Source organism: Marinobacterium sp. NO-S09, assembly GCF_059179545.1.
On sequence record NZ_CP168954.1, the window covers coordinates 1,386,656 to 1,403,750 of the forward strand.

Genomic DNA, 17,095 nt, shown 5'->3' on the forward strand with positions numbered 1-17,095 from the left:
AGTGCACGCCTGCTTTGGACACGAGGTTGAAATGCGTTAGGTTGGCATTACATACTGCATCGAATTGAAGAGCAGCCGATATGTCATCGGTTGCAGGTCGCAGCGACTTATTAAGGATACCGAGTGTCTAACGAAAGTCAGGCAGCTATTGATAAACGATTAGTGGAAAGGGTACAGGCAGGCGACAAAAGGGCATTTGATCTGCTGGTAAAACAATATCAGCACAAGATCATCGGTTTGATTGGGCGCTATGTCTACGACTCGCATGAGGCCATGGATATTGCTCAGGAAGCTTTTATCAAAGCCTACCGAGCGCTGCCGGGTTTTCGTGGTGACAGTGCCTTTTATACGTGGTTGTACCGCATTGCGATCAATACGGCCAAGAACCATCTGGTGTCGCGAGGGCGTCGCCCTCCTGATGTTGACGTGGATGTAGATGATGCCCAGTACCTGGGGGCAGATTCGCAGCTGCGTGATCTGGATACGCCCGAAAACAGCCTGTATCGGGAAGAGATGGAACGTGTTGTGCGTGACACACTCAATCGTTTGCCGGAGGACCTGCGCGTAGCCCTGACGCTACGTGAGTTCGAAGGCATGAGCTACGAAGATATAGCCAATGTTATGGACTGCCCCGTGGGTACGGTGCGATCCAGGATTTTCCGAGCACGTGAGGCGATCGACAAAGAGATCGCACCCTTGCTGGAACGTTAGATTAAGACTGCATGAGCAGAGACTTGGGGATGAGTTATGCATAAGGCCAAAGAATCGCTTTCGGCACTGCTGGACGGTGAAGTCAGTGACTTTGAACTGAGACGGCTGGTGGACACAACCAGTGAGTCGCCGGAGCTGCAACAGCAGTGGCGCCGGTATCATATGGCTCGAACCTGCCTCAAGGGCGAGCAGCAGGGTGGTCTGGAGCTGGATCTGAGCACACGCGTGATGGCTGCGCTGGAGTCAGAGCCCGCTTACGAGGCCGAGAAGCCAACGCAACAGGCTGAACCGGCTCGAGCGCCTGAGCGCAAGCGACGTGCGCCTCAGTGGTGGCGTTCGGTCACCAGCATGGCTGTTGCGGCTTCCGTGACTGCAGCCGTAATACTGGGGGCGGGCAACTTTGATGATGGCGCATCCGAGTCGCCACAGTTTTACCTGCCGGGACAAAATACAACGTCTGACCTGATGCGCACCCGTTTGGGCAGTGCCGTTCCGTCTCAGTCCTATGAGTCAGCCGATGTCATTCGCCTGTCCGATGGGCTAACCAAATATATCGATCAGCACCAGCACTTGCTGAGCAGCCAGAAAACGCCCCAGTGGACAACTCGTTGGCTACCGAAAGGCTATTCCATCGTGCGTCACGAACTGCTGCCCCATGGTGAGGTGATGGTATTTGCCAATGGTCGCGACGCCTTCTCCGTCAGTGTTGAAGAGCTGGGCCATCAGAGCATGCCGGAAGGTGTTGCCCAGGAAAACGGCTATATCGCAGTCGGTAAGCGCCGCGGAGACCATTTTGTGACGGTCGTTGGTGATGTGCCGTTGATGATTGCGGACCGTATTGCCAGCGCTGTTCAGCCCGAGCGTAACCGGTGATTGAAGAAATTGTCACTGTGACGGCAGCGGGCCCCGAGGGCGTGCGCGTTGCAGCAGAGCGCAACAGTGCCTGTGCGCAATGCTCAAGCCGTTCAAACTGCTCTCAGGGCGTGCTCTCACAGTGGCGCAAGGACAAGATGGTCGAAGTCGCCGTGATGAACCCTGAGGGCCTCAGTGTTCCTGTCGGCGCTCAGGTGGTTATCGGGCTGCAAGAAGGCAGCCTGATGAAAGCCTCCTTTCTGCTCTACTGCATTCCGTTGCTTTGCCTGATTCTGGCAGCCATTGCAGCCAGTACCCTTGGCTGGAATGAACCGGCTCAGGTTGTGGCTGCACTGGGTGCCATGCTGGCCGGTTTCTGGGCCGTCAGGCGCTACGCCAACAGCAAAAGTGTCAAATCTGATTATCAACCTGTGTTGCTTAAAATCCTTGAAACTTGAGGGTCAAAACCGATGAGAAGTATCAAGATCTGTTTGAGTGTCATGCTCGTTGTGCTTTTGTCGCCGCTGGTGAATGCGGCAGCTTTGCCCGACTTTACCCGCCTGGTTGAGAAGGCCTCTCCCGGCGTTGTGAATATCAGTACGGTACAAAACAGGGACGAAGTGGAGCAGGCTTCCCCGTTTGGGCAGTTTCAGGGCCCCAACGGTGAGCAGATTCCCGAAATCTTTCGTCACTTCTTTCGTGAATTGCCCCAGTTTCGTGAACGTCGGCGTGAAGCTCCCCAGTCGTTGGGCTCCGGCTTTATTATTTCCGATGACGGCTACATCCTGACCAATCACCATGTGATCAAGGATGCGGACCAGGTGATGGTGCGTCTCAATGACCGCCGCGAGCTGGAAGCTGAAGTTATCGGTTCCGACGAGCGTACCGATGTGGCACTGCTGAAGATTGAGGCCGATGATCTGCCGGTGCTTGAACTGGGTCGCTCTGCCGATCTCAAGGTAGGCGAATGGGTTCTGGCTATCGGTTCTCCGTTCGGTTTTGACCACAGCGTAACCGCGGGTATTGTCAGTGCCACTGAGCGTGCGCTGGCCAACGAAACCTATGTGCCCTTTATTCAGACGGATGTCGCGATCAACCCCGGTAACTCCGGTGGTCCGCTGTTCAATCTTGATGGTGAAGTGGTCGGCATCAACTCGCAGATCTATACCCGCTCTGGTGGTTTTATGGGGCTCTCTTTTGCCATCCCCATCGACGTGGCCATGAATGTGGCGGAACAGCTGAAAGGGCGTGGCTTTGTCGAGCGCGGTTGGCTGGGTGTCATCATTCAGGAAGTTAACCGTGATCTGGCCGAGTCCTTTGGCCTGCCCAAGCCTGCCGGTGCATTGGTGGCCAAGGTGATGGCTGACAGCCCGGCTGGCGCCTCCGGTCTGCGCGAAGGTGACGTTATTCTGTCGTTCAATGGTCAGGACGTAGAGCTTTCCTCCGACCTGCCGCCGCTGGTAGGCCGCATCAAGCCGGGAGAAAGTGCGGAAGTCGAGATCATGCGTAATGGCCGTCGCGAAACTCTGGATGTCACCATCGGTCGTTTGCCGGATGAAGATAGCCTCGCTGAAACGCATACTCAGCAGCCGGCCGACAGTAACCGCCTGGGGCTGACCGTGGCACCTCTGCCCAAAGAGCTGAGCGACAAATGGAACCTGCGTTCCGGCGTGATTGTTGAACAGGTTCGTGAAGGCGCAGGCGCGCGTGCCGGCCTGGTCCGTGGCGATGTCATCACCATGCTCAACGGTCAGCAGGTCGAGACGATTGAACAGTTCAGTCGCCTGGTGGCTGACTTGCCGGAGGGGCGCTCGGTCCCCATGCGCATCGTGCGTCGCGGAAGTCCGCTGTTTATCGCACTGAAATTGAAGTGATGTGCTGACTGAGGGGGCATTGGCCCCCTCATTTCATTGCGGCCAGTTGTGCTCTGATGACCTGCAAGGGGTCTTAGGGTACACTGCGCTCTTTTCTGCAACCCTAATTGACCTGGAGTCGGGTAAGCCTATCGTGAGTAACCTGGATCATATTCGCAATTTCTCGATCATCGCCCATATTGACCATGGCAAATCCACATTGTCCGACCGCCTCATACAGACCTGCGGCGGGCTCAGTGACCGTGAGATGGCGGCTCAGGTACTCGACTCCATGGAACTTGAACGTGAGCGTGGTATCACGATCAAGGCGCAGAGCGTTACCCTCGATTACCACGCCAAAGACGGCAAGGTGTATCAGCTGAACTTCATCGATACCCCGGGGCATGTGGACTTTTCGTATGAGGTATCACGTTCCCTTTACGCCTGTGAAGGTGCGCTACTGGTCGTGGACGCGGCCCAGGGTGTGGAAGCTCAGTCGGTTGCCAACTGCTACACCGCGATTGAACAGAGCCTGGAAGTGCTGCCGATCCTGAACAAGATGGACCTGCCGCAGGCCGACCCGGATCGTGTGCGTCAGGAGATCGAAGAAGTGATCGGCATCGATGCTACTGACGCCATCGCCTGCTCAGCCAAAACCGGCCTGGGTATAGATGATGTACTGGAAGCGTTGGTGCGTGTGATTCCGCCGCCGGAAGGTGATGTGGATGCGCCGCTGCAGGCCCTGATCATCGACTCCTGGTTCGACAACTACCTTGGCGTTGTCTCCCTGGTGCGCGTTAAGCAGGGGACGCTGAACAAGAAAGACAAGATCGTCATCAAGTCCACCGGCCAGTCCCACCAGGTGGATTCTGTGGGTATCTTTACCCCCAAACGCAAGGAAACCGGCGTGCTCAAGGCGGGCGAGGTTGGTTTTGTTGTGGCGGGTATCAAGGATATCCACGGTGCTCCGGTAGGTGACACCCTAGTGCCGGCCAAGAATCCGGAAGAGGTCGAAAGCCTGCCTGGTTTCCAGAAGGTGCAGCCGCAGGTTTATGCCGGTCTGTTCCCGGTCAGTGCCGATGACTACGAAGACTTCCGTGATGCGCTGGAAAAACTGACGCTGAACGATGCCTCCCTGTTCTACGAACCGGAAAGCTCCGATGCACTGGGCTTCGGTTTCCGCTGTGGCTTCCTCGGTATGCTCCACATGGAGATCATCCAGGAACGTCTCGAGCGTGAATACGACATGGATCTGGTCACCACCGCGCCGACGGTGGTATACGAAATCGAGCAGAATAACGGTGATGTGATCTACATCGACAGCCCTTCAAAGCTACCGGATCCCGGCTCTATCCGCGAGATGCGCGAGCCTATCGTGCTGGCCAATATCCTGGTACCGGAAGAGTATCTGGGTCAGGTTATCGGTTTGTGTGTCGAGAAGCGCGGCGTACAGAAGAATATGCACTTTGTCGGCAAGCAGGTACAGGTCACCTACGAACTGCCCATGGCCGAGGTGGTGCTGGACTTCTTCGACCGTCTGAAATCAGTGAGCCGCGGCTATGCATCACTGGAATACAACTTCCAGCGCTTTGAAGCCGCCAAACTGGTACGCATGGATATTCTGATCAACGGTGAGCGCGTAGATGCGCTGGCTGTCATCCTGCACCGTGACAATGCCGAATACCGTGGCCGTCAGCTGTGTGAAAAGATGAAAGAGCTGATTCCGCGCCAGATGTTTGACGTGGCGATCCAGGCTGCACTGGGTGGCAAGGTGATTGCCCGTACCACCGTCAAGGCGCTGCGCAAAAACGTAACCGCCAAGTGTTACGGTGGTGACGTCAGCCGTAAGAAAAAACTGCTGGCCAAGCAGAAAGAAGGCAAGAAACGAATGAAGCAGGTCGGCCGCGTTGAAATTCCGCAGGATGCCTTCCTGGCGGTTCTCAAGGTAGACAGCTAAGGCGGATACATGAACTTCGATTTTTCTTTGGTACTGGTGCTGGTCACCGCACTGGCAGGTGTACTCTGGCTGATCGACAAGCTTGTGTTTGCGCCCAAGCGGTCTCAGGCACTCAGCCAGGCGGAAGCTACTGCCGGGCGGGCGCTGGAAGGGAAAGAACGTGATACGCTGTTGCAACAGCCTGGCTGGGCTGATACTGCGCGTTCCATGTTCCCGGTTCTCTTTGTGGTCCTGATTCTGCGCTCGTTCCTGTATGAGCCTTTTCAGATTCCATCGGAGTCCATGTTGCCGACGTTGAAGGTAGGTGACTTCATTGTCGTCAACAAGTATCACTATGGCCTGCGACTGCCGGTACTGAATACCAAAATCGTGTCAAACAATGACCCCGAGCGTGGCGATGTCATCGTGTTTCGCTATCCTGAAGACACCAGTATCAACTACATTAAGCGTGTTGTTGGTGTGCCGGGTGACGTGATCACCTATAAAGACAAAGTGCTGTATGTGAATGGTGAACCTCAGCAGCAGGAGCTGCTGGCCAAGTTGCCGCCGGCACGCCCGACCCAGCTGCTGCTGAATGAACAGTTGGATGGTAAAAAGCACAGGATTTTCCGCGACGTTTACCGGCCGGTGATTGACGGTACCTGGGAAGTGCCTGAGGGGCATTACTTTGTACTGGGTGATAACCGGGATAACAGCAAGGATAGTCGCTACTGGGGCTTTGTTCCTGAGGCACTGCTGGTCGGCAAGGCTTCTGCGGTATGGATGCACTGGGAAGGCTTCTTCTCCCTCCCGGACTTCAGTGAAGTACGTCAAATCAACTAGAGGATGATTGCGATGAACACAGGTGTGGCTCAATTCCAGCGTGGTGCGTCTTTATTATCGACCCTGATCGGTCTGATCGTGGCCGGGATTTTCTTTTCCGTCGGTTTCAAGCTGTTCACGCCATACAAGGACCACGCCACCATCGATTCAATCATCAGCAACATGGTCGAAGACCCTGACGAGATGTCCGGCAGTATCCGTGATATCCGTACCGGGCTGGACAAGCGTTTCCTGATCAACCAGGTGAAGCTACCCAACCGAGATTCTCTGGATATCCGTCTGGAAGAAGGGGTACTTTACTTCGACTTGAAATACGAAGAGCGCGTACCGATGTTTTACAACGTCGACGCGATGGTCAAATTTGAAGAACACTACGAAGCTGTAAAACCTTGATTAAACCTGCTGCTGAACTGGCCCGTAAGCTGGGCAACCCCTGTTCCGATGAAGCCCTGTTCGAGTTGGCGCTTACCCACCGCAGTTGTGGCAAGCGCAACAACGAGCGACTGGAGTTTCTCGGCGATGCCATTTTGAGTTTTGTTGTGGCCGATGCGCTCTATGAGCGCTTCCCCGATGCCCGTGAAGGGCAGATGAGCCGCCTTCGTTCGCGCGTAGTCAAAGGGGAAACCCTGGCCAAAATCGCCCGTGAAATGCAGTTGGGCGATTATTTGCGTCTGGGCAGTGGCGAACTCAAGAGCGGCGGCTATCGCCGTGATTCCATCCTGGCCGACAGTGTGGAAGCCATCATCGGTGCGGTCTACCTGGATCAGGGGGTAGAGGCCGCACGTGCCTTTATCCTGCAGTGGTTTGACAAGCATCTGCAGCAGCTTGATCTCAAGGTTTCGCTGAAAGACTCGAAAACACGCCTGCAGGAGTTCCTGCAGTCACGTCGCAGCAGTCTGCCGCAGTACGAGCTCATCTCTGTTGAAGGTGAGCCCCATGACCAGACTTTTCATATCCGCTGTCAGGTTGCTCTGCTGGATCAGGCAACTGAGGGTAAGGGCAGCAGTCGTCGACAGGCTGAGCAGCAGGCAGCGTCTCAGGCATTGAAACATTTGGGTCAGGAGAGCGGAGCATGAGCGAGACGGGTATGCGTTGCGGCTATGTCGCCATCGTTGGTCGACCCAATGTGGGCAAATCAACCTTGCTCAATCGAATTCTGGGGCAGAAGCTGAGTATTACCTCGCGCAAGCCGCAGACGACGCGCCATCAGATCCTCGGCATTTACACTGAAGATGATCTGCAGGTTGTGTACGTGGATACCCCAGGCCTGCATAAGGACGACAAGGGCAAGGCGCTGAACCGGTTCATGAACCAGACGGCCTCCGAGGCGCTGCGTCATGTGGATCTGGTCGTCTTCATAGTGGACCGCACCGCTTGGACCGATGAAGACCAGATTGTACTGGATAAGCTGCAGCATGTTCGCTGTCCGGTGCTGTTGGCCGTCAACAAGGTTGATCAGCTGAAAGACAAGGATGCCTTGTTACCGCAGCTGGACCTGCTGGCCAGCAAACGCCACTTTGATGCCATCTTGCCCATCTCGGCAGAGAAAGGGCACAACGTTGAGCGTCTGCAGAGTGAAGTGGAATCGCGCATCCCTGAAGGCGTACACCTGTTCCCGGAAGACCAGATCACGGACCGCAGTTCGCGCTTTGTAGCCGCAGAACTCATTCGTGAAAAACTGATGCGTAACCTCGGTGATGAAGTGCCCTATGGCACTACCGTTGAGATCGAACAGTTCAATCATGATGGCCGTATCCTCAATATCAGTGCATTGATTCTGGTGGAGCGTGAAGGCCAGAAGCGTATCGTGATCGGGGATAAGGGTGAGGTCTTGAAAACGATTGGCCGCGATGCCCGCCTTGATATGGAGCGCATGTTTGATACCAAGGTGATGCTCAACCTTTGGGTCAAGGTGAAGCGTGGCTGGTCCGATAATGAACGCGCACTGCAGAGCCTTGGCTACAGGCATGAATAATGGATCAACGGGTCGATGCGGCAGCCGCCTATGTGCTGCACACGCGTCCCTATCGTGAAACCAGCCTGCTGGTCGACCTGTTCACGCTTGAGCATGGGCTGGTCAGCGTCGTTGCCCGAGGTGCTCGCAAGCCCGGTTCACGCTTGCGGGCGCTGCTACAGCCTTTTCAGTCGCTCCAGGTAAGCTGGCAAGGGCGCGCTGAGTTGAAAAACCTGCGTTCTGCCGAGGCCAGTGAAACCAGCTGCATGCTGCAGGGGCGGCCACTGCTTTGCGGCCTCTATCTGAACGAATTACTGCAGCGTCTGTTACGTCCACATGACCCGCACCCCCGTCTGTTTGTCTATTTCCGCTACGCTTTGAATGAATTGAAACTGGCGCAGGATATCGAAGGTGCTCTGCGTACCTTCGAGCGCCAGTTGCTGGAGCAGCTGGGGTTTGCGCTGGACTGCAGCGGTCTGTTGCCACAGGGGCATTACGGTTGGTCCGAAGAGCAAGGGCTGGTAAGGCTGGCGCCGACGGTTGCTGGCTGGCCGGGCGAGCATCTTTTGGCCATTGAGCGGGACCAGTATGATGACCCGGGTGTGCGACGCACTGCCAAACAATTGATGCGGCTTCGCCTGGCGCCCCTTTTGGGCGAAAAGCCACTGCGTAGCCGAGAACTGTTTATGAAACGTAAAGGAACTAGGGATGACTGATCCGGATCGCCTGCTGTTGGGCATCAACATTGACCATATTGCGACCCTGCGTCAGGCGCGGGGTACGCGTTATCCAGATCCTGTACAGGCGGCATCGCTGGCGGAAGAAGCCGGCGCTGACGGTATAACTGTGCACCTGCGTGAAGACCGCCGTCATATCCAGGACCGTGACATTGAAGTGCTGGCGCAGACATTACAGACACGCATGAATCTTGAGATGGCCGTGACCGAAGAGATGTTGCAGCTGGCTGAGCGAGTTCGTCCTGCGCATGTGTGCCTGGTACCGGAGAAGCGTGAAGAGCTCACCACCGAAGGTGGCCTGGATGTGGTTGGCCAGGAAGCCGCTATTCATCGCGCCTGCGAGCGTCTGGCCAATGCCGGCTGTGAAGTATCGCTGTTTATTGATCCGGAGCCGGCCCAGATTGATGCCGCTGTCCGTTGTGGCGCGCCGGTGATTGAACTGCACACCGGCAACTATGCTGATGCGGAAACCCTGGTGGCCCGTAATGAAGAGCTGGAGCGTCTGAAACTGGCCTCTCGACACGCCTGGCAGCAGGGGCTGGTCGTCAATGCGGGCCATGGTTTGCACTACCATAATGTCGAGCCTGTCGCCGAGATCCCCGAGATCAACGAGCTGAATATCGGCCATGGCGTGATTGCCCGTGCCGTACTGGTTGGCCTGAAAGAAGCTGTGCGCGAAATGCGCGACCTGTTGTTTGCCGTTCAGCAGCGTGTGCAGGGCAAGCGGGACGAGCTGCGTTCGTGATCATCGGGATTGGCACCGACCTGCTGCAGATCGAGCGCATGCAGGCGGCACTGGCGCGAACCCCTCGGTTAAGTGAGCGCATACTCACGCCAGCCGAGCGGTCGCGCTTTGCCACTTCCGCTGACCCGGCCCGATTTCTGGCCAAGCGTTTTGCCGCTAAGGAAGCTGCAGCCAAGGCGCTTGGCACAGGGATCGGCCGGGGAGTCAGCTGGCAGCATCTGGAAATCGGTCATGATGGCAACGGCCGCCCTGTGCTTCGGGTATCGGCTGGCGCCCAGGTGATTGCCGAGCGTCAGGGCATTTCCCACTGGCATTTGAGTTACACGGATGAGCGTGATTACGTCAGCGCCTTTGTGATCGCCGAACAGCGCTGAGATTGTCTGCCGTCAGGCAGGCTGGTATTATTCCGACTATATTTATCAGGAATAAATATTTTCTTTTTTATAGCGTTATCCTCTCCCGGAGCTGTCATGTCCATAGACTACCCCACTATCGCAGATTATGTCGGTCATACTCCCCTGGTGCGCCTGCAGCGTATCGAGGTACCGAATGGCAATACCATTCTGTGTAAGCTGGAGGGCAATAACCCGGCGGGCTCCGTCAAGGACCGTCCGGCATTGAGCATGATCAACCTGGCGGAAGCCCGTGGTGATATCGAGCCGGGTGATTGCCTGATTGAAGCAACTTCCGGTAATACCGGTATTGCACTGGCCATGGCTGCAGCGATCAAGGGCTATCGCATGAAGCTGATCATGCCGGATAACATGAGTGCCGAGCGCAAGGCCGCCATGACCGCCTATGGTGCCGAGCTGATTGAAGTTACTCAGGCCGAGGGGATGGAACGGGCGCGTGATTTGGCTCTGGAAATGCAAGCTGCCGGTGAAGGCAAGGTGCTGGACCAGTTCTCCAACCTGGATAACCCTGAAGCCCATTACACCGGCACCGGCCCGGAAATCTGGCAGCAGACACAGGGTACTGTCACCCACTTTGTCAGCTCCATGGGGACTACCGGTACCATCATGGGGACTTCCCGTTACCTCAAGGAGCAGAATACGGACGTCCAGATTGTTGGCCTGCAGCCCCGTGAAGGATCCCAGATCCCGGGTATTCGACGTTGGCCGGAAGCCTATTTGCCGAAAATCTTCGAGCGCAGCCGTGTGGATCAGGTCATTGATATTGACCAGGCCGCGGCCGAAAACTGCATGCGTGATCTGGCGCGCAAAGAGGGCATCTTCTGTGGCGTTTCTTCCGGTGGCGCCGTCGCAGGTGCGCTGGAACTGGCACAGCAGGTCGAGAATGCGACCATTGTCTGCATCATTTGTGACCGTGGTGATCGCTACCTGTCGACCGGTGTCTTCAACAGCTGAACCCTGAGTTAGCGGGCTTTTGCTCGCACTTCAAGGCTCAAGCGACTAGAATGTGTGCCCATCCCGAAACCGATGACCGTGACTTGCCGGTGGTTTCACGGTCTTGCAGTGACGCACATCGTTGCCGGAGACAAGACAGGAGTGGCTTGACGCCATGGTGAAGGTTCGAGAAGACCATCCTATTCGTGAAGATGGCACAGTGGATCTGGATCTCTGGCTGCTGCGTTTGCAGCAGCAGGTCGAGGTCACCGATATCAACCAGCTGCGTGAAGCGTGTGTACTGGCCAAGGAAGCCAGGGCTGCAGTCGCTGAGTGTGATGACGACTGGGCACAGAATACCGTAGGCAGTTTCCGTACCGGGCTTGAGATGGCCCAGATACTGGCCGAGCTGCAACAGGACCAGGAAACGCTGGTTGCCGCTGTTCTCTACCGTTCCGTACGTGAGCGCAAGCTCAGCCTGCAGCAGGTGCAGGAGCGCTTCGGTGCCACCATCGCCGGTTTGATCGATGGTGTCCTGCAAATGGCCGCCATCGGCAGCCGCAAAAATCCCCGCAGTGAAGACAGTGTTCTCGGTGCCAGCACCGCGCAGATTGATAATGTGCGCAAGATGCTGGTGGCGATGATCGATGACGTCCGTGTGGCCCTGATCAAGATCGCCGAGCGCACCTGTGCCATTCGAGGCGTCAAGAACAGCGATCGCAAGAAACGCTACCTGGTCGCACGCGAGGTGTTCGATATCTACGCGCCGCTGGCGCATCGTCTGGGCATCGGTCACATCAAGTGGGAGCTGGAAGACCTTTCCTTCCGTTACCTCAAGCCCAACGATTACAAGCATATTGCCCGTTTACTGGACGAAAAACGTCTGGACCGTCAGCTGTTTATCAACCAGGTTGTTGAGTTGCTACGCGAACGCCTGGACGACGCCCATATCGATGGCGAAGTGATGGGGCGTGCCAAGCATATCTACAGCATCTGGCGCAAAATGCAGCGCAAGAGCATCGATTTCAACCAGGTCTACGATGTGCGCGCCGTGCGCATTCTGGTACCTGAAATCCGTGACTGCTACACCGTACTGGGCATCGTGCACGGGCTCTGGCGCAATATTCCGCACGAGTTCGATGATTACATCGCATCGCCCAAGCCCAACGGTTACCGTTCCCTGCATACCGCCGTATTTGGCCCTGAAGGCAAGGTGCTGGAGATCCAGATTCGTACCTTCTCCATGCATGAAGAGGCCGAACTGGGTGTATGTGCGCACCACCTGTACAAGGGCACGGATACCCAGTCACGCGCCGACGGCTATGAAGAGAAGATCGCTTGGTTGCGCCAGGTACTGGAGTGGCATGATGACCTGGGCGATACCGAAGCGCTGGGTGACATGCTTCGTGGCGACGTGGTGCAGGACCGCCTGTATGTGTTCACGCCGGATGGTCATGTTATCGATCTGCCCCAAGGCGCGACGGCAGTGGACTTTGCCTACCGTGTGCATACCGAAGTGGGCCACCGTTGCCGTGGTGCCAAGATCAACGGCCGTATCATTCCGCTGAACAAACCGCTGCAAACCGGTGACCAGGTCGAGATTCTCACCTCCAAGGAAGAGTCCCCGCGCCGTGACTGGCTCAACGCCAACTTCGGCTTCGTGACCACCTCCCGCGCTCGCGCCAAGGTGGCACACTGGTTCAAGCAGCAGGCCAAGGAACAGAATGCCGAAGCCGGTCGCGACATCATCATGCGCGAATTTCGCCGTCTGGCGCTGGACCCTCAGGCGATCAGTTTGGACCGCATCGCCGAAGCGATTAACTACAAAACCGCGGAAGATGTCTGCGCGGCACTGGGGGCGGGTGATGTACGCCTGTCCCAGATAATTCATGCGGCACAGGACCAGGTGGAACCGCAGCGACCGGAGTCCCAGATGGATCTGGGCCTGCCTGCGCAGCAACCCAGTGCTGGCAAGGAGCCCCGCAGTGGCGGCAGCGGCATCAATATTCAGGGCATCGGTAACCTGATGACGACGCTGGCAACCTGCTGCAAGCCGGTGCCGGGCGATCCGATCATGGGCTATATCACCCAGGGGCGGGGCATCTCCATTCACCATGAAGACTGCCTCAACCTGATGAACCTGCGTGAACACGAGCCTGACCGTGTCATTACCGTGGACTGGGGCGAAGAGGACGAGCAGACCTATCCGGTGGATATGATCATCGAAGCGTTCGACCGTCCGGGCCTGCTGCGTGACGTCATGCTGGTGCTGAGCAACGAGAAGATGAACATCCTTGCTGCCAACACCCTCACCGACCGCAAGAACAATATGGCGCGCCTGACACTAACGGTTGAGATCCCGCGCCTTGAGCGTCTGGGCCGTCTGATGGACAAGATCAACCAGGTGCCGAATGTGCTGGATGTTCACCGTGAACGTAGTGGAGGGCAGTAATGCACAGCCTGGATGACCTGATCCGCCTGATGAATGCGCTGCGAGATCCGGAGTCTGGCTGCCCCTGGGATCTGCAGCAGACATTTGCCAGTATCGTGCCGCACACGCTGGAAGAAGCCTACGAAGTGGCGGATTGTATCGAGCGAGAAGACTGGCAGCACCTGAAGGATGAGCTGGGGGACCTGCTGTTCCAGGTGGTGTTCTATGCCCGTCTGGCCGATGAGCAGGGCTGGTTTGACCTGCCACAGATCATCGATCAGCTGGTAAGCAAGCTGGTCCGCCGCCATCCTCACGTGTTTCCCAACGGTCAGCTGGATGGCAGCGACAGCCAGACGGTGGCGGTTGAAACCGTGAATGCCAACTGGGAAGCGATCAAGCAGCAGGAGCGTGATGCCAAGGCACAGCAAGGCGTACTGGCTGATGTGCCGGTCAGTCTGCCGGGGCTAAGCCGGGCGGCCAAATTGCAGAAGCGTGCGGCCCGTGTCGGTTTTGACTGGCCGGATGTCTCCGGTGTTCTGGACAAGATTGAAGAAGAAATTGGCGAGCTGCGTGAAGCACTGGAGCAGGGCGATGAAGCCCATGCCCGTGAAGAGCTTGGTGATCTGCTGTTTGCACAGGTGAACCTGGCGCGCCACCTCAAGGCCGACCCCGAACAGGCCCTGCGCAACACCAACGCCAAGTTCGAACGACGCTTCAATTATGTTGAACAGCAGGTTAAGGCCGGCGATCAGGACTGGGAACAGCTCAGCCTGGACACTCTCGATCACTGGTGGGATGAAGCCAAGGCAAAGGGGCTCTAGCTCCCCAATCAACCCTTGCGGGTCGTAATGCTGTCGTTTCTCTGTCACTCCAGCCCTGCAGAATCATACCTTTGACTATGTATGTGTTCTGCCCGAATGGGGTAGCATCAGGGTATGAGCCTGAACGGAGGAGGTGGCATGAGCGACCTGCATGAAGCACTGCGTGATGATGTTCGTATGCTAGGCGAAAGCCTGGGACGGACCATGGAAGCCCATCTTGGCCCGGAATTTCTGGAGCGGGTTGAGTCGATTCGACACTGCGCCAAGGCTGCCCGGCTGACGGAAAATACCAGTCAGGACCAGTTACGCCAGGCGCTGGATGGCCTTGGAGAAGATGAAGTCCTGCCCATGGCACGTGCCTTCAGCCAGTTCCTTAATCTGGCCAATATCGCCGAGGAGCATCACCGGGTCCGCCGTTATCTGGAAGGCGACGAGGATGAATGCCTGATCGAGCAGGTGTTCTCGGAGCTGGCGCAGGGCGAAGCCTCTGCCGACCAGGTGCTGGAATGTCTGCGCCAGATGAATATCGACCTGGTACTGACCGCCCACCCCACCGAAGTTAACCGCCGTACCCTGATTCAGAAATATGACGCCGTTGCCGAAGCCCTCAAGCAGCAGGACCGCGGCGAATCCGTACAGGAGCGGCTGGATCAGCTGATCAGCCAGATCTGGCATACCAACGAAATTCGTCAACACCGCCCCACGCCCATTGAAGAGGCCAAGTGGGGCTTTGCTGTGATTGAAAACTCCCTCTGGAGCGCCATTCCCCGTTTCCTGCATCTGTTGGATGAGCGCCTGCAGCAGACACTGGGGGTGGCGCTGCCGCTGGACGTCAGCCCCATCCGTTTTTCCTCCTGGATGGGCGGCGACCGGGATGGCAACCCCAATGTGACCGCGGAAGTGACATCGGAAGTGCTGCTGCTGGCGCGCTGGATGGCCGCTGACCTCTATGCCCGTGATGTGGACCAGTTGCGGGCGGAGCTGTCGATGCATGAAGCTAACAGCGAGCTTCGCCAGCTCACCGACAACCACCCCGAACCCTATCGCGAAGTGCTGGGCTGGTTGCGTGAGCGCTTACTGACCACCCGCCGGGGGATCGAGCGTTACCTCAAGGGGGAGAGTGCAGACCCGGATGAATGGATTACGGATCTGGACGAGATTCGCCGGCCGCTACAGCTGTGCCACCGTTCGCTGGTGGAGTGCGGCATGGGCTGTATTGCTGCCGGTGGTCTGGAAGATCTGCTGCGCCGTCTGGCCTGCTTTGGCCTGACACTGGTCAAGCTGGATGTGCGCCAGAATGCCGAGCGCCATGCCGAAGTCTTTGATGCCCTGACCGACTTCTATCAGCTGGGCTGTTACTCAGACTGGAGTGAGGCAGACAAACAGGCCTTCCTGCTCAAGGAGCTGCGCTCGCGCCGACCGCTGTTGCCGCATAACTGGCAGCCGTCAGATGATGTGAAAGAGGTGATCAATACATGTCGCGTGATCGCGGCCAACCCTGAGCACAGTCTGGGCTCCTATGTGATCTCCATGGCCGGCAAGCCTTCCGATGTCTTGGCCGTGAACCTGCTGCTGCAGGAAGTGGGCGTTGAGCATAATATGCGCGTCGCCCCCCTGTTCGAGACGCTGGAAGATCTGGATAACGGGCCGGGCTGTATTGCCGACCTGCTGGCGATCGACTGGTATCGAGACTATATCGATGGCCATCAGGAAGTGATGATCGGTTATTCCGACTCTTCCAAGGATGCGGGCCAGCTGGCCGCTGCCTGGGGCCAGTACCGTGCCCAGGAAGCACTGACCGAATTGTGCCAGCGTGAGAACATTCGCCTGACTCTGTTCCATGGCCGTGGCGGTACAGTAGGCCGCGGTGGTGGCCCCAGCCATACCGCGATTCTGGCTCAGCCGCCGGGCTCGGTGGCCGGCAGCCTGAGGGTGACCGAGCAGGGCGAGATGATCCGCTTCAAGTTCGGCATCCCCGAAATCGCCGTGCGTAACCTGACGCTGTACACCGCCGCTGTTCTCAAGGCTACGCTGAGCCCGGGCCCAGCACCTGAGCCTGAGTGGCGTCAGGTGATGGACTCGATGGCCGATTGCGGGATGACCGTGTATCGCTCTCTGGTGCGTGAAGAGCCTCAATTCGTTCCTTATTTCCGCGCACTTACACCGGAGCAGGAGCTGGCCAAGTTGCCGCTGGGCTCACGCCCGGCCAAGCGTAAGGTCGATGGCGGCGTGGAAAGCCTGAGGGCGATTCCCTGGATCTTTGCCTGGACGCAGACCCGGCTGATGCTGCCGGCCTGGTTGGGCTCTGGCATGGCGCTCAAGACGGCCATCGATGATGGCAAGCTTGAGTCATTGCGCCAGATGTATACCGAATGGCCGTTTTTCCAGTCCTGGATCGATATGCTGGAAATGGTACTGGCGAAAAGCGATGTGAACATCTCGGCTTATTATGAGCACCGCCTTGTTTCACCGGAGCTGCATGCGCTTGGCTCGAGCCTGAGGGCTCGGTTGAAAGAAGCGGTTGAGCAGGTCTGCCACCTCAAGCAGGAACAGCGACTGCTGGCCAATAATCCGGTGATTCGACAGTCCATCGAGGTGCGAAACCCCTATATTGATCCGTTGCACGTGCTCCAGGCGGAGTTGTTGTTCCGGGATCGCAATCAGCCTGATCAGCGCCTGGAACAGGCCCTGATGGTGACCATGGCCGGTGTATCCGCAGGCATGCGAAATACCGGCTAGGACAAGCATCGTTTAGAAGGGGGTTGAATAGGCATCGGGGTTTGCGTAACCTCGATGCCTTTGTCGACAGTCTGACCACTCAGCCAAGACGTTTCCAGGGCGTCGTCAATGCTGTAACAGCTGACGA

General features: G+C 57.2%; 16 protein-coding genes. All 16 read left to right on the top strand.

Features of this window, described 5'->3' with window-relative positions; all coding sequences use genetic code 11:
* Window positions 1-123: 123 nt before the first annotated feature.
* The 16 genes from rpoE to ppc all read left to right on the top strand — a co-directional run bounded on the left by rpoE (window position 124) and on the right by ppc (window position 16,968).
* Window positions 124-711: an RNA polymerase sigma factor RpoE gene (gene rpoE / locus O3C79_RS06545; protein WP_175612003.1), complete on the top strand. Its 588-nt coding sequence runs from the start codon at window positions 124-126 to the stop codon at window positions 709-711.
* A 36-nt stretch (window positions 712-747) separates the two neighbouring features.
* A complete protein-coding gene (locus tag O3C79_RS06550; RefSeq protein WP_010322386.1) occupies window positions 748-1,584 on the top strand; it encodes a MucB/RseB C-terminal domain-containing protein in 837 nt (278 codons plus the stop codon).
* Window positions 1,581-2,021, top strand: a complete 441-nt coding sequence (locus tag O3C79_RS06555; RefSeq protein WP_010322385.1) for a SoxR reducing system RseC family protein — start codon at window positions 1,581-1,583, stop codon at window positions 2,019-2,021. Before O3C79_RS06550 ends, O3C79_RS06555 begins: the two co-directional genes overlap by 4 nt.
* Before the next feature lie 12 nt (window positions 2,022-2,033).
* A complete protein-coding gene (locus O3C79_RS06560) occupies window positions 2,034-3,437 on the top strand; it encodes a DegQ family serine endoprotease (protein ID WP_029511002.1) in 1,404 nt (467 codons plus the stop codon).
* 133 nt (window positions 3,438-3,570) lie between these two features.
* On the top strand, window positions 3,571-5,373 hold the full coding sequence (gene lepA, locus O3C79_RS06565; protein WP_494385267.1) for a translation elongation factor 4: 1,803 nt from the start codon (window positions 3,571-3,573) through the stop codon (window positions 5,371-5,373).
* Between the two features lie 9 nt (window positions 5,374-5,382).
* The gene (gene lepB, locus O3C79_RS06570) at window positions 5,383-6,195 is read left to right on the top strand and encodes a signal peptidase I (protein ID WP_494385268.1); all 813 of its coding nucleotides are present in this window, start codon (window positions 5,383-5,385) and stop codon (window positions 6,193-6,195) included.
* A 12-nt stretch (window positions 6,196-6,207) separates the two neighbouring features.
* Window positions 6,208-6,588: a DUF4845 domain-containing protein gene (locus O3C79_RS06575; RefSeq protein ID WP_494385269.1), complete on the top strand. Its 381-nt coding sequence runs from the start codon at window positions 6,208-6,210 to the stop codon at window positions 6,586-6,588.
* Window positions 6,585-7,271 (top strand): ribonuclease III, encoded by a 687-nt coding sequence (rnc, locus tag O3C79_RS06580; protein WP_010322380.1) that lies wholly within the window; start codon window positions 6,585-6,587, stop codon window positions 7,269-7,271. The genes O3C79_RS06575 and rnc overlap by 4 nt, the downstream gene beginning before the upstream one ends.
* Window positions 7,268-8,170 carry a GTPase Era gene (gene era / locus O3C79_RS06585; protein WP_417533373.1) on the top strand — a complete coding sequence of 301 codons (903 nt, stop codon included), beginning with the start codon at window positions 7,268-7,270 and terminating at the stop codon, window positions 8,168-8,170. Before rnc ends, era begins: the two co-directional genes overlap by 4 nt.
* Window positions 8,170-8,865, top strand: coding sequence for a DNA repair protein RecO (gene recO / locus O3C79_RS06590; protein ID WP_494385270.1), 696 nt, complete (start codon window positions 8,170-8,172; stop codon window positions 8,863-8,865). Before era ends, recO begins: the two co-directional genes overlap by 1 nt.
* Window positions 8,858-9,631, top strand: coding sequence for a pyridoxine 5'-phosphate synthase (pdxJ, locus tag O3C79_RS06595; RefSeq protein WP_494385271.1), 774 nt, complete (start codon window positions 8,858-8,860; stop codon window positions 9,629-9,631). Before recO ends, pdxJ begins: the two co-directional genes overlap by 8 nt.
* Complete coding sequence (locus O3C79_RS06600; RefSeq protein ID WP_494385272.1) at window positions 9,628-10,005, top strand: holo-ACP synthase; 378 nt, start codon at window positions 9,628-9,630, stop codon at window positions 10,003-10,005. Before pdxJ ends, O3C79_RS06600 begins: the two co-directional genes overlap by 4 nt.
* 96 nt (window positions 10,006-10,101) lie before the next feature.
* The gene (gene cysM, locus O3C79_RS06605; RefSeq protein WP_494385273.1) at window positions 10,102-10,998 is read left to right on the top strand and encodes a cysteine synthase CysM; all 897 of its coding nucleotides are present in this window, start codon (window positions 10,102-10,104) and stop codon (window positions 10,996-10,998) included.
* A gap of 154 nt (window positions 10,999-11,152) precedes the next feature.
* Window positions 11,153-13,429 carry a GTP diphosphokinase gene (gene relA / locus O3C79_RS06610; RefSeq protein ID WP_494385274.1) on the top strand — a complete coding sequence of 759 codons (2,277 nt, stop codon included), beginning with the start codon at window positions 11,153-11,155 and terminating at the stop codon, window positions 13,427-13,429.
* A complete protein-coding gene (gene mazG / locus O3C79_RS06615) occupies window positions 13,429-14,229 on the top strand; it encodes a nucleoside triphosphate pyrophosphohydrolase (protein WP_494385275.1) in 801 nt (266 codons plus the stop codon). Before relA ends, mazG begins: the two co-directional genes overlap by 1 nt.
* Before the next feature lie 138 nt (window positions 14,230-14,367).
* Window positions 14,368-16,968, top strand: coding sequence for a phosphoenolpyruvate carboxylase (gene ppc, locus O3C79_RS06620; protein WP_494385276.1), 2,601 nt, complete (start codon window positions 14,368-14,370; stop codon window positions 16,966-16,968).
* Window positions 16,969-17,095: the final 127 nt, after the last annotated feature.

Bases quoted from the DNA above. Each gene is read 5' to 3' on its own strand.
- O3C79_RS06550 (WP_010322386.1), top strand. From the start codon at position 748: ATGCATAAGGCCAAAGAATCGCTTTCGGCACTGCTGGACGGTGAAGTC.
- O3C79_RS06560 (WP_029511002.1), top strand. From the start codon at position 2,034: ATGAGAAGTATCAAGATCTGTTTGAGTGTCATGCTCGTTGTGCTTTTG.
- lepB (WP_494385268.1), top strand. From the start codon at position 5,383: ATGAACTTCGATTTTTCTTTGGTACTGGTGCTGGTCACCGCACTGGCA.
- O3C79_RS06575 (WP_494385269.1), top strand. From the start codon at position 6,208: ATGAACACAGGTGTGGCTCAATTCCAGCGTGGTGCGTCTTTATTATCG.
- era (WP_417533373.1), top strand. From the start codon at position 7,268: ATGAGCGAGACGGGTATGCGTTGCGGCTATGTCGCCATCGTTGGTCGA.
- recO (WP_494385270.1), top strand. From the start codon at position 8,170: ATGGATCAACGGGTCGATGCGGCAGCCGCCTATGTGCTGCACACGCGT.
- pdxJ (WP_494385271.1), top strand. From the start codon at position 8,858: ATGACTGATCCGGATCGCCTGCTGTTGGGCATCAACATTGACCATATT.
- cysM (WP_494385273.1), top strand. From the start codon at position 10,102: ATGTCCATAGACTACCCCACTATCGCAGATTATGTCGGTCATACTCCC.
- relA (WP_494385274.1), top strand. From the start codon at position 11,153: ATGGTGAAGGTTCGAGAAGACCATCCTATTCGTGAAGATGGCACAGTG.
- mazG (WP_494385275.1), top strand. From the start codon at position 13,429: ATGCACAGCCTGGATGACCTGATCCGCCTGATGAATGCGCTGCGAGAT.
- ppc (WP_494385276.1), top strand. From the start codon at position 14,368: ATGAGCGACCTGCATGAAGCACTGCGTGATGATGTTCGTATGCTAGGC.